Annotated in this window: 11 protein-coding genes; 1 reads left to right on the top strand and 10 read right to left on the bottom strand. The window is 48.5% G+C overall.

The features are described from left to right. Positions 1-53: 53 nt before the first annotated feature. The 7 genes from BFJ94_RS06690 to BFJ94_RS06720 form a co-directional block, all read right to left on the bottom strand. Positions 54-1,547 carry a response regulator gene (locus BFJ94_RS06690; protein WP_120461961.1) on the bottom strand — a complete coding sequence of 498 codons (1,494 nt, stop codon included), beginning with the start codon at positions 1,545-1,547 and terminating at the stop codon, positions 54-56. Continuing rightward, positions 1,519-3,336 (bottom strand): sensor histidine kinase, encoded by a 1,818-nt coding sequence (locus BFJ94_RS06695; RefSeq protein WP_120461962.1) that lies wholly within the window; start codon positions 3,334-3,336, stop codon positions 1,519-1,521. Before BFJ94_RS06695 ends, BFJ94_RS06690 begins: the two co-directional genes overlap by 29 nt. Before the next feature lie 135 nt (positions 3,337-3,471). Next, the gene (locus BFJ94_RS06700) at positions 3,472-3,942 is read right to left on the bottom strand and encodes a GNAT family N-acetyltransferase (RefSeq protein ID WP_120461963.1); all 471 of its coding nucleotides are present in this window, start codon (positions 3,940-3,942) and stop codon (positions 3,472-3,474) included. Positions 3,943-4,683: 741 nt separating this feature from the next. Continuing rightward, positions 4,684-5,430, bottom strand: coding sequence for an ABC transporter ATP-binding protein (locus tag BFJ94_RS06705; RefSeq protein ID WP_120461964.1), 747 nt, complete (start codon positions 5,428-5,430; stop codon positions 4,684-4,686). Continuing rightward, the gene (locus tag BFJ94_RS06710) at positions 5,423-6,244 is read right to left on the bottom strand and encodes an ABC transporter permease (protein ID WP_120461965.1); all 822 of its coding nucleotides are present in this window, start codon (positions 6,242-6,244) and stop codon (positions 5,423-5,425) included. Before BFJ94_RS06710 ends, BFJ94_RS06705 begins: the two co-directional genes overlap by 8 nt. Before the next feature lie 11 nt (positions 6,245-6,255). Beyond that, complete coding sequence (locus tag BFJ94_RS06715; RefSeq protein WP_120461966.1) at positions 6,256-6,840, bottom strand: nitrous oxide reductase accessory protein NosL; 585 nt, start codon at positions 6,838-6,840, stop codon at positions 6,256-6,258. Continuing rightward, positions 6,837-8,285 carry a right-handed parallel beta-helix repeat-containing protein gene (locus BFJ94_RS06720; RefSeq protein WP_229717149.1) on the bottom strand — a complete coding sequence of 483 codons (1,449 nt, stop codon included), beginning with the start codon at positions 8,283-8,285 and terminating at the stop codon, positions 6,837-6,839. The genes BFJ94_RS06715 and BFJ94_RS06720 overlap by 4 nt, the downstream gene beginning before the upstream one ends. A gap of 292 nt (positions 8,286-8,577) precedes the next feature. On the opposite strand from BFJ94_RS06720, the gene BFJ94_RS06725 reads away from it, so the two are divergent. After that, the gene (locus BFJ94_RS06725) at positions 8,578-8,958 is read left to right on the top strand and encodes a hypothetical protein (RefSeq protein WP_120461967.1); all 381 of its coding nucleotides are present in this window, start codon (positions 8,578-8,580) and stop codon (positions 8,956-8,958) included. A 3-nt stretch (positions 8,959-8,961) separates the two neighbouring features. On the opposite strand, the gene BFJ94_RS06730 is transcribed toward BFJ94_RS06725, so the two are convergent. The 3 genes from BFJ94_RS06730 to BFJ94_RS06740 all read right to left on the bottom strand — a co-directional run bounded on the left by BFJ94_RS06730 (position 8,962) and on the right by BFJ94_RS06740 (position 12,264). Further along, positions 8,962-9,876: an alpha/beta fold hydrolase gene (locus tag BFJ94_RS06730; protein ID WP_162944210.1), complete on the bottom strand. Its 915-nt coding sequence runs from the start codon at positions 9,874-9,876 to the stop codon at positions 8,962-8,964. Positions 9,877-10,177: 301 nt separating this feature from the next. Continuing rightward, entirely contained in the window at positions 10,178-11,191 is a 1,014-nt protein-coding gene (locus BFJ94_RS06735; RefSeq protein WP_120461969.1) for an iron-siderophore ABC transporter substrate-binding protein, read from the bottom strand. Between the two features lie 20 nt (positions 11,192-11,211). Then, positions 11,212-12,264 carry an NAD(P)/FAD-dependent oxidoreductase gene (locus BFJ94_RS06740; RefSeq protein WP_120461970.1) on the bottom strand — a complete coding sequence of 351 codons (1,053 nt, stop codon included), beginning with the start codon at positions 12,262-12,264 and terminating at the stop codon, positions 11,212-11,214. Positions 12,265-12,314: the final 50 nt, after the last annotated feature.

Below are 12,314 nucleotides of genomic sequence, written 5' to 3' on the forward strand. Positions count from 1 at the left end.
TAAGAAGATCTAAGAAAAATCCATATTAAATCTAAAACGAAGACATAGTGCCCCTATAGTTCTGTCCTGAATTGAGATGGGGTCTTGCCCATATATTTTTTGAACATTCTCGTAAAATAGAAATAATCCATATACCCCGACTTCTCCGCCACTTCCCCAATCAGCAGATTCGTGCCTCTTAGCAGCTCACACGCATGAGCAATGCGCAGCTTCGCCACATATGCCGTGAACGTCTCGCCGATTTCCTTCTTGAACAGCTGGCTAATATAGCTGGGATTCGTATAGAACTGCTGAGACAGCGATTGAATCGATACATCCTCGGTAAAATGCTGGTTCACATAGGACAGAATGACCCGGAACGTCTCATTGCCCGATTGGATACAGCTCTCGTCCTGGGTATGGAGAATCGAGCCCGTGATACACTGACGCAGATCCTGCAGCATCTCCTGAACCGAAGGATAAGCCAGCAGCAACCGCTCGCGGCTGTAGAGCATCAACTCGTCTTCATCCGGCTTGAAGAAATATAAGTAAGCGCTCACATTATGGTGCAGCTGTAGAGCATGTTGAACAGTAAGCAAGCCGCTATGGAAGAGAAGTACCATCTTGTCAAAAATAGAGTTAACCCGAGCCATATCTCCCGCCCGCATCCCCTCATCCATCTGCTTGAGCAGGTCTTTGAAGCCCCTTACTCGATCGGGCTGCCTTCGGGCCACCATGAAGCCACCATGAATGAAATATTGATCGGCCAGTTCATTCGCTTCCTTCACTGCGTGGTACAGGTCGGGACGGGCAGCAGAGCGCTCGCTGATTCCAGCCCCGTAGAGCTTGGTAGTCCGCTCTCCCTCTGACGTATGTAACGTAGCTCTCTCCAATTCTTCAATCTGGCCGATTAATTGATCAGTCTGATCATAAGGGATCAGGAAGAGATGCTTCGATCTGCCGATTTTGGCATATGGATAGAGTGCAAGGAAGTTTGGTCTGGCTGCACTTGGAGAAGATAACACGAATACGCTGAGCGAATCGCTCGCCTGCCGGATCACCGCCAGTTCTTCCAGCTTATTTAGTAGCTGCTGCTCCCGGGTCCCATCCGGCTCATCCAGATACCCCAAGATCAGCGACTCTATATCGAGTTCTGGATTCGACGGATTGTCATGGGAATGGATACGATGCCTTACTCGTTCACGTCTCAGTCTGCCTAGAATTGATTCAATCTCCGCTTCCTCAAAAGGCTTCAAACAATACGCAATGGCCCCATACGATATCGCCTTCTGCGCATAGGCGAATTCTGCATAACCACTGACTAGAACATAATCAATTGCTGGAGCGATTGCCTTACCACGCTTGACCAGCTCCAATCCGCTCATCCCCGGCATCCGTATATCTGTGAAGACTACATCGGGCTTAAGCGTCTCCAGCATAGAGATGGCCTCAGCTCCGCTACATGCCGTAGCGACTACCTCGAATCCGTGAGTATTCCAATCGATGCTCGCCTTAAGACTCTCGGTCACCCACGGCTCATCATCCACCAGCAATACCTTCAAATTCATGATGCACCTCCGCCTTAGATGATAATGTTAGTTGTACCCAAGTACCTTGGCCAGCCACACTATGGACATCAACTCCGTAGTGAGCCCCATACATCAGCTTGATTCTGGCATTCACATTCGCAAATCCGATGCTGCCTGCTCCCTTGGAGGATAGCAGTTCCTTGGGCGAGTCCAGAAGCATGGACCTCAGCCACTCCAATCGCTCCGGCTCCATCCCGACGCCATCATCCTCTACGGTAATGACGAGATCAGCGTCGGCATTTCTCGACGCGTGGATGCGGAGCAGTCCCGGCTCTTCTTTTAATTCAAGACCATGGTAGACGGCATTCTCGACGATCGGCTGCAGGATCATTTTGGGAACCAGGTCTTCCAGCACCGCGTCTTCGATATCCAGCACAACCTGGAATCTCGAGCCGAAGCGGAGCCTCTGAATATGTAAATAAGATTCAATGATGGATAGCTCTGTCTTGAGCGGAACCAGGCTATCCCCTTTGATGCTGTAGCGGAATATGCTGGCTAGAGCCGAAGCAGAAGCTCGAATCTCCTGCGCCCCCTGGACGGCAGCCATCCCTTTGATCATTTCCAATGTATTGTATAAAAAATGCGGATTGATCTGACTGCGCAGGTAAGACAGCTCCGCCTGCTTCTTCTCCAGCTCGGTTCCCAGCAACGCAGTATTCGTATCAAGTAATTCCTTCGTCAGCGTATCAATCTGATTCATCATCTTATTGAATTCATTGGCCACAACGGTAATTTCCACATAGCCATCCAGATCGATTCCAGCTTTCAGCTTATCCAGATTACCGCGCTTGACGGTGTTCATATAGACCATCAGCTTCTTCAATGGCAACAGGATATTATTCGTCAGAATCGAGAACAGTACCAGCATGATGATCCCGCCCACCACGAAGATTCCGCCGAAGAAGATACGGATAGAGTTCAAATCCCGCATCAGCACATCCTTCGGGATGATACTGACGATCGAGCTCTTGAGCTCTGGAAGATACTCGCCCTTGGCGATATAGGTTCTTCCGCTCCAGGCAAGCTCCTTCTCCACATCACTGATCAGATTCTGTTCCTGATACAAGGTCTCGAGCTTGCTCGCCAGCTCTTCCGTCTCACCGCTTGAGATGACTCGATGGTCTTGATCGAGGAAGAAGGCCTGTGAATGCATTTCCTGCGAAATACTGTTGATGCTCCCCATGAGAGCCTTTGGAGAGATCACGAAGAAGAGCGTCCCTATCTGCTGATTAAAGCGCTCGCCAGGCTGGGCATACTTGATATTCACACCGATCAGGAACAAGCTTGATGTATTATACTGATCCCAGGCATCCGTGATGGTGTAATACTGGAATCCCTCTTCCGCATCGACCTGCGGCTGATAGGGAGCGACCACTCTCCGGCTTTCCCCGGTATCCACCCAGCTTCCTTCCTCACCGATTACGAGAATGTCGAGGATTCCTTCCTTCAGCGTCCGCGTATTAATCAACAGATCCTCGACGCGCTTGCTAAGCATGAATCGTTGCACCTTATCTTCTTCGGTCAGAAAGCTCTGAACATCGTTGTTGAAAGCAATATTCGTAATAAGACGTTCCATTACATCCTTATTGGCGTATATTGTCTGCTTCATTTGCAGGATCAGATCGCTCGTCGCCTTGTTATTGTTCGACTTCACGATCTTCGTCATCTGCAGATAACTGGCCGATAGGATGATCAATATAATCAATGCCAAAGTACAAGCGATGAAGGTTAACTGCGAGCGAATGGTCAGCTTGCGTAGAAGAGCCACATCTCCCTCTCCTTCTTCTTATAGCATTAGTCTCTACTATGCTTCTTTTCGCTGACAGCTCGTTAGATTCCTCCTATCTTAAGCTTATGCAACTGTCGATCTCCCGATCTATAAATTCAGGGCTTCATGCTCCGGTTATAAGTCCATCATGTACCAAGCGTCACAGGCAAAGTGTTCTGTGGCATTCAAGGGCTTGTCCATGGGCACAAAGCCTTTCTTAAGATAGAACTTATTGGCTGCAGTCATATTGCTAAGGGTCTCGAGATAGCACTGTTTATAGTAGTCTTTGGCAAAATCCAGCGACCTCTCAAGCAATTGACTAGCTACTCCGGTGCCACGCGCTTCTTCAAGTGCATACATCTTCTGCAGCTCGCATATATCCGGGAATCCCTCGACCGGCCCAATGCCGCACCCCGCTATAATTTTACCGTCTTCCTCAGCGACCCAGTATTTAGAGCCTTCCGCTTGATAGAGATGGTAGAAATCCCCCAGCTTCGGATCAGCCCACGCCGTCCCCGGCTTATTCGCACCGAATTCAATGAGACAAGTTCTGATAAGCTCCTCCACCTGTTTATTATCTTTTTCCTTAATCTCTCTAATTACCATATCCTTCCCCTCCGGATTTCAATATAACATACTAGACCTGGCAAAAAAACTGGCCAAAAAAGGGAATTGAAACCCGCGACCAGGCGGTGCACCCTTCAGTTCGGGGGCGGCCAGTTCTGAAGGCTAGCGGGAGGGCGACATATCGACGCCGCATCGATCGCCCAACAGAGCCTGCAAATATGCAGGAATTCTGCCCTTTTCCGGCCTGCAATGGTAAATACCTGCGAAAATGCAGTTTTCGACTTTGTACGAAGGGGGTGGAGGTAGGCAAGTTAGTAGCGGATTGAGGTTGGTTAGCTTTGAGGCAGGCAGTTTGTGGCGGATTGCGAGGTAAGTTTGCTTTGAGGCAGGTAGTTTGTGGTGGTCACAGTAAATTAGCGTTGGGGCAAGTAGTTTGCGGCGGATCACGGTAAGTTAACGCTGGACAGATGGTTCATGCGGGGGGTGCTATGGAGTCAAGGTTAGTTTGTGCGGGGAATCGCTGGGGGTACGAGCGTTTGTGCTAATGAGCAAATTCTAACGAAACGTGGTATCGCTATCTGCACCAAAAAGGGCAGTCGATAATTCTAACGAAACTGGATATCGCTATTGAGGCCATTTTGGGGTCTAAAGCCGGGATTTAGCCTGAATAACGATATGGTGTTTCGTTAGATTTTTTTTACCGCTGTTTTTGAGGAAATAGCGATATAGTGTTTCGTTAGAGCCGAACGATGGCCGAAGCTTCCAACACAAACACAAAGGTTAACAACGAAAGGGGGACCTTGTGATGGGCTTAATGCCCAGGCTGTCCTGGAAGGCGGCGTGCAGAGGGTATTTCCCGTAAGTTTCTCGTAATTGCTGGAGGGTTCCTCCGCCGCAGCTTTGGCCCGCATTCAGGAAAACGACCGAATCGGCGATCTCTTCAGCGATCTCCAGCTGATGCGTGGAGAAGAGAACGGTCTGTCCCTCCTGCTTGATATGTCTAAGCAGCTTGACAAATTCACTCGTCCAGTAAGGATCGAGGCCATTCGTTGGCTCGTCCATAATCAGCAGTGGCGGCTTGGCCAGGATCGCTTGAGCGAATAAGACCCGTTGCCGCATGCCTTTGGAGAAAGTGCTAACCGGCTTATTTTTTCTATCCTCCAGCCCCACTATCGCAAGCACATCCCCCACTCGCTCTTCAGGTACTCGGCGCAATGCCGCCCAGAAGGACAGCATTTCCTGTGCGGTCAGGCCCTGCGGGAATTGGTAATCATCGGGCATATAACCGATTTGCTCAGCAAACCGCCGTCGATCCTTCTTCCACTGCAAGCCATTCACATGGATCTCTCCTGAGCTTGGCTGGATAATCCCAGCGATCATTCGCAAGATCGTACTCTTCCCCGCGCCATTGCCGCCGCAAAGGCCTACTATATCGGCCGCATCGATGCTCAGATTAATTCGTTCCACAATTCTCTGCTTATTGATCATTTTGATCACATCTATAACTTTTACCAAGGGATCAGCCACGAGAACGTCTCCTTTCCCAAATCCAGTACACACAAGCGATAGAACCAGCAATCCAGGTGATAAATACGAGGACAAAGGCCAGACTCCCTCCGGGCTCACGAATCCAGCTTACCCAGCGGTAATATTCCGGGCCCAGCACCGAGCCTCCACCGAGTTTGATGACGACGAACAGGCGCACCAGCTCGGCCGGGTTCAACAAGGTCAACAGCGTCAGCAGCGGCTTGATCCATAGATAGGGCAGCACTCCCAACACCGCGATCAAAATAGCCGGCCAACCGATCACAAGGAAGAACCAGAGCATGACAGAGATGGTCAGCGCCTGCCAGCGATTCCGGGACAAAGAGCCGACGAAGAGTGCTACACTCAGGAATAATAGAACCAACCCGCAGGAGAAAGCGAGAAAGAGCAAATAGGTGTTCAATTCAAAAGTGATACCGAGAAGTACCGCAATGAAGCCCATCAGTCCGTAACCGAAAGTGACGATCGTCAATAATACAATGGATAGCCCGGCAAACTTTCCAACCAGAAATGGCAAGGTACCGAGCGGGTAAGTCGATAGCAGCTGCCAGCTCCCCTCCTCCTTCTCCGCCGTCAGCGAGAAAGAGCCCAGGAACAAGGCCATGAGTGGAAGTAGATACAATATAAGACTGAGCATAGAGCCAGTCACTCCCGAATAGCCGCTGACTTCATTTCGGGAGTTAATCAACAGCAGACATAAGCTGAACACCGAGAACAGGACGAGAAAAGAATAAGACCAAGGATTTCGAAATCCGATTTTAATCTCTCTTTTCGCAATTTGCAGTAAATCTGTCATGCCCACCTGCCTTAGTGCCCGCTATTGCTGTTCATATTCATTTCCTTAGACTCATCTTCCCCGGCTCCATCTCCATGCATCTGCCCATGAGTCCCGCTACTCTCTTCCATATGCTCATGATCGTCCATCCCCATCATGTCCTTGCTCTGTTGCCAACTATGCTGTGCCAGCTCATCCGCGCTTAATAGCTTCCCCGCGCCTTGCTCCTTCATGAATGCTTCCGCCGCCTTCTTATCCTTGAAGCTGACGATCCCATACGCCATCGGTGTCCGGATGGAAGGATCATAAACATAAGCGGCCTTCTCATATTCAATCCAGCTCTTATCGTTATAATCCCGCACATAATCCATACCGATCTGATCTGTTCCATTCTCCATCTTCCATTTGTTCATACATCCAAGATCATCAAATTTCAGGCTTCTGCCGTCTTTGGTGATGATCTGCGTGGCATAGGCCCCATCCTTCACCTGCATGTTGCAAACCGCACAGACATCCACATCCTCATGGATCGCCTGCGGCGCAAACTTCTTCTGACCGCATCCGAGCAGAGCGGTGAATACAAGCACGATCGATAGAATTGCCAGACTTTTTCTCATGATTTAATTACCCCCGAATAAATGATAGTTAATGAAGCAGTAATTAGCAGCATACAAGCAATAATCAGCATGAATGTCTCCTTAGACAGAACCCGCTCCTTCACCACATCGCCGCTGCTTAATGCTGCGGTTTCGTCCAGAGCCACATTTAAATGCATAAATGGAGAGCGGTCGGTCGTCCATTGCTCCCGATTTGCCGTGTACATAGCGCTCAGAAATGCCATCCCCGGTGACTGAAAAAAAAGCATAAACGCCGGTTTATCCGCTATCATCTGCTGATAGAAAGGGTTGATCGCGTAAGCGATTTCACTGATTCCGTCATCGTCCATGTCCAGGCCCTGAGCGGAGTCCCAGTAGTTATGATAGAGCTCGTTATCCTTGCTATTCGTCGCTTCCGCCTCGATGACGTTGGCGACAAAATCATTGTGATGAAGCTTGTTATTCTCAGCGCCCAGCATTTGAATTCCTATGAAATTTCGGTATACGGAGTTCTCCATCAACTCATTGTTACTGGAACGCTCGATATAGATTCCGACGCGATTCCCCTCCACATAATTGCGCTCGATGGTAGAAGTTTGCACATCATAGAGCAGTAAGCCCTGCGAATACACATTTCGATTTTGCTTCAAAAAAGAATTATTAGATATCTGTGCGTTTTTGACTCCCATAATCATCGCGCCTGTGAAATTATATTCACCGATATTGCCGACAATCCGGGACTCGTCTATGTACATGCAATGAATGCCGTAGCGAGAGCTGTAAATGCGATTCTTTTCCACGATTAACTGACTGCTGTTCTCTAAATAAATGCCATCCTTCATATTAGCAATCCGATTGCGCTCAATCCGACTACCGCGAGAGTTGTACAGATCGATCCCATTCCCCCTCGGCCTTGCCTCATTGCTGCTGACACCGTTAGTATCCCGCGCCCTGTACCAAGTAACTTCATTATTAAAAATTGCCGCTTCATTCGCGTCGCGCAGCATAATGCCGGACCCCTGCGTCTTGATCCTGAGCTCCGTCAGAGCGGTATCATCCGCTTGCACCAGCACTGCCGCTGTCTCTTCATCCGCATATTCCTGCGTGATACGCAGGCCTTGAAGCACCACACCATCGGCCTTGATCATTACTGCGGGACTAGACGTTGTATTCGTGAGCACAACATTATCCGCCGCCTGAACTGTCAGCTCCTTAGCGATCACGATCGCCCCTGAGTAGCTTCCTTCAGGTAACACCACAACACTTCCCGGTTCTGCTTCGTCAATAATTCGTTGTAGCGTGGCGGACTGTAGACTGGACAGCCCCTCGCTATCCCCCGTCGCTGAAGCGTAAGCAGAAGGCGTCCCGCATCCGCAGCATATCCCTATTGCCAAGCCTATAATGAGAAGCTGTACGCCAAATCGGACATAGAAGCTCATTAATCGTTTTGGGCGAATACCTACCATATACTGTTCCTCCCCTCCTTTCCTAGAATGACAAATGGCCCGACGCACACACTTTCTCTACGAAACTATAATAAGCTATAACTTTTATCACCGACATAGCCCTTTCGAGTCCTTTTTCATAGAAAATAGAGTAATTATATGTCAATTATGTGACAATCATACCTTCTCGCCCAAAAAGAAACAGCGGCAGCCTGAAAAATCAGACCACCGCTGCATAATCCTATATTTGGAATTCTACCTACTTCACACTATAATTCTATTATATACAATTCCATTTCTGGGAGGAGTAGTTATGAAAATTATATTTATAGTCCTATTAATCACTATAATTACAGGATGCGGAGAACATAATTCATCTACAGTTGAAACGAATACTGGGGATATTTTAGCAAATGAACTCATTCAAACAGATCCCTCTGCTGACTTCTTTATCCTCAATGATCGAGTGTATGTACGAAATAAGGAAGTCAAGAACGGACAGGACGATTTAGGAGAATCGCTCGGAAAAATTGAAAGTCATTACATAAAAGAAGGGGAATTTAATCATTTAATGTCTACTAAACTCCCGCTAGGGACAGAAATATATCGGATCAAAAATGAAAATTCAGTGGATCAAGTTATTGTTAAAGTGAATGATAGGCTGGTTATTTACAAGGCACTACCTGAAGGTTAGACTTCAGTGGGAATGTAGCCTCAAATCTATTACATGACCTTGCATAATGTCAATTACCATTTGATTGATCTCATCCGCGATTTCATGATTAATGCCATGGCCTGCCCCTTCATAGAATCTTGCGTTCATATCATATGCTCTCAGAGCCTCCGCGCCTCCCATCTTCTCAAACGGATCGTCAAGTCCAACGAGATAGAAAACTTTGTCCCGAAGCTGCTTGACCTCCTGATCCGAGAATCCCCTAACCTTATGATAGGTCATTGCCATCGTATTGAACCCTTTCAGCAGCCAAGTGTAGTGCTCCATAATTAAGGGGTTCTCAGTAAAGACCTTATAGTTGGCTCCCGCTAGTTTTCGAAGTAATCGCGCTATGTTGTTTTTGGTGGGAAACAAGGCTTCCGGCAGAAAAATCCTCATCATCGTTCTCATGGAATTTCCGTTCTTGCCAGCGGGCACCGCTGCAGCTAGACTGATCGCCTTATCTACGCTTTCTGGCCTGTGCAGTGTATATAACTGTACTAAATACCCGCCATGAGAGACGCCCATGAATGAAGCCTTCACCTCACTCAATCCGAGCCCTGCCAATACCTCATCAATCCAGCGGATACCGTCAAATGTCTTGTCATATTTCTCACCTATGACGCTCTTGCCCGGCCCCCCGATCGTATCTATCGCGTAAAGCCTGAAATGCTGCCCCAATGCCTTCGCATTATAAATCCACATCAAAGCAGAATCATCGCCCACACCATGAAAAAGCACCAGCGGAGGAGCATCCTCTTTTCCCCATTGAATGACATGTGTCGTTCCATAGGAGGTGGTAATATCCCTCTCTTCCTTGTCAATATCCCATAGGGCCAACAATTGGTTGTATGTATCCAGGATGCACTTCTGCGCTTTCGCGCTCCGATAGACCTTCACAGTCATCCTCTCCCCTACCACTTCTTAGTCATGAGCTTCTGCAGATTCTAGAGATATGATCATTTAAGTGTCATTTTATCATAATAGTTCCATAACCAGAACTCCTCGAATCTCTAAAGAAACCTCATATCGTTATTTCCGCAAAAATGAGGGGAATGGGAATCTAACGAAATGTACAATATCCCTGAACTCTGGCATGCAGAACAAGGGCCTATCTCTATGCAGCTTGCACTACAGAGAGATGGCCCTTGCCTTCTTAGCATAATCATTTTATCCGCTTATTCTTTTGACAACCGCCTACCTATTCCCCCGTCAACTTCATAAATTCATCCGCGGCCAGCCGAATGGCCAGCACGCTTCCGGAATTCAGCGAGCCATCGAAGAATAGAACATGGTCGTTCTTTACAGCCTTCAATGATTTCCATACCGCCATCGTCTCCTTCTCTTGCACCGCTGCCTCGGCGACCCTGGGATCATGCTGGATAATGATATAATCGGGATTCATTTCCGATAAGGCCTCGAGGGAGAGCGTTTGGCTGTCCTCAGGATATTTCTCCGGCTTCAACAGGCCGAAGCCTGTAGCTTCATTATAGTATACGGTGTTCTTGACGCCCTGTGCGGTAAAATTGGCTTTACTGTCTACACGCAGCAAGGCGAAGCTTTTATCTTTCAGATCACTCAATTTCTCCTTCGTTTTTGCGATCATTGCTCTCGTGTCCTGAATCAGCTGCTCCGCCTCTCGCTCCTTGCCTATGATCTGAGCACAGAGCATCGTTGCCTGCTCCCAAGTGTCACCGTAATCGATTTGGACGACAGGAGCAATCTTACTCAACTCATCATAGTTCGCGTCGATATGACCTTTGAAGGTTACGATCACATCAGGGCTCGTGGCCATAATCGCTTCCAGATTCAAGTCTCTTCCACTACCCAAATCGATAATTTCAGCCGTTCCGGCGTAAGGCTGCAGGGTCGCAAAATCTTTTAACGCAGACTCCGCACTACCTGAAGCAATCGGAGGTGTACCTAGTGCGAAGAAATAATCCATGTACAAAGGATGAAGCACAGCTATACGCTCCGGCCGTTCCTGGAGTACAATCTCATGTCCCGCGGCATCCGTTATCGTTCTTGGCCATGTGCCAGTATCAGGCTTGCTAGTATCGGATGTGTTTGCCCCGGCTGTCTCTCCGCTTTCATTTACCTTGGTATCGTTCGCCGCGGTGGCAGGTGCAGATGTATTCGTGCTCGTTCCCGAGCATCCTGCCAGTATAGTAGTCAGAATGACAAGTGATACCAATAAACCGATCCATCTATTCATATGATTTCCCCCAACGCGCTTCAATTCTTAGTATATAAATGCTGCATCAGCTCGCGATTCTTTTGCGTGAACAGATCATTATGAGAAGAGACCATTCCGTACGCATTGGCATCCGGCGAAATATACTTCTTCGCTTGGTTCACCGCATTCGCCGCATCCTGGAAAGCTCCAGCAATCAGATGCAGCTTTCCTTCATGATCCAATACATCACCAGCTGCATAGATCCCGGGCACCGATGTCTCGCTCAACGGAGTACCGGCAATCCCGTATTCCCTCAATTCCAGCTGAACCTCGCTGTTAGCCAGCAGATCCTTATCGCGCTCATAGCCGTGGTTAATGATCATTTCATCGATAGCCAGCTCAAATGTAGCGCCCGTCTCATTGCTTTTCAGGGCAATCGTTTCGATTCTCTGATGATCCTCCGACGCAATCAGCTTCTCGATTGAAGTGTTCAGCAGGCACTCCACATTGCTCTTCTCCAGTCGGGAGATTTCAGCCTCATGCCCCTTCAAGGTATCTTTGCGATAGGTTAAATATACCTGCTTCGCAATCGGCCCTAGTTCATTCGCCCAATCCACCGCCGAATTGCCGCCGCCAGAGATCAGCACCGTCTTGTCCTTGAAGCGGGCCAGTGATTTTACAGTGTAATGTAGATTCGTAACCTCGAAGCGCTCCGCTCCTTCGATATCCAGCTTAATCGGCTTCAGAATGCCGCCGCCAATAGCCAGGATAATCGCCTTGGAGTAATGCAGCTGGCCTGAGCCAGTATGTAGAATGAAGCGCCCCTCTTCATCCTTCGCAATAGACGTCACCTTCTCACCAAGTACAACCTCTGGCTGGAAGGTCAAGCCCTGAGCAACCATTTGCTCGATCAGCTTCGCACCAGGAACCGGTGTCAAGCCCCCGACATCCCAGATCATCTTCTCCGGATAGACATGCACCTTCCCACCTAGATAGGGTTGAAATTCAACGATTTTCGTCCTCATTTCACGCAGACCGCTATAAAATGCTGCAAATAGTCCTGCGGGGCCGCCCCCTACAATCGTTACATCAAATAAATCTATATCATGCATCGTACAATCTCCTCACTTATATGGATATGGCGCTTTGGCCTTTTATTTCT

The organism is Paenibacillus aceti (assembly GCF_003614185.1).
Taxonomy (GTDB): Bacteria; Bacillota; Bacilli; order Paenibacillales; family Paenibacillaceae; genus Fontibacillus; species Fontibacillus aceti.

Bases quoted from the DNA above. Each gene is read 5' to 3' on its own strand.
- BFJ94_RS06720 (WP_229717149.1), bottom strand. From the start codon at position 8,285: ATGGTAGGTATTCGCCCAAAACGATTAATGAGCTTCTATGTCCGATTT.
- BFJ94_RS06690 (WP_120461961.1), bottom strand. From the start codon at position 1,547: ATGAATTTGAAGGTATTGCTGGTGGATGATGAGCCGTGGGTGACCGAG.
- BFJ94_RS06740 (WP_120461970.1), bottom strand. From the start codon at position 12,264: ATGCATGATATAGATTTATTTGATGTAACGATTGTAGGGGGCGGCCCC.
- BFJ94_RS06725 (WP_120461967.1), top strand. From the start codon at position 8,578: ATGAAAATTATATTTATAGTCCTATTAATCACTATAATTACAGGATGC.
- BFJ94_RS06735 (WP_120461969.1), bottom strand. From the start codon at position 11,191: ATGAATAGATGGATCGGTTTATTGGTATCACTTGTCATTCTGACTACT.
- BFJ94_RS06700 (WP_120461963.1), bottom strand. From the start codon at position 3,942: ATGGTAATTAGAGAGATTAAGGAAAAAGATAATAAACAGGTGGAGGAG.
- BFJ94_RS06715 (WP_120461966.1), bottom strand. From the start codon at position 6,840: ATGAGAAAAAGTCTGGCAATTCTATCGATCGTGCTTGTATTCACCGCT.
- BFJ94_RS06710 (WP_120461965.1), bottom strand. From the start codon at position 6,244: ATGACAGATTTACTGCAAATTGCGAAAAGAGAGATTAAAATCGGATTT.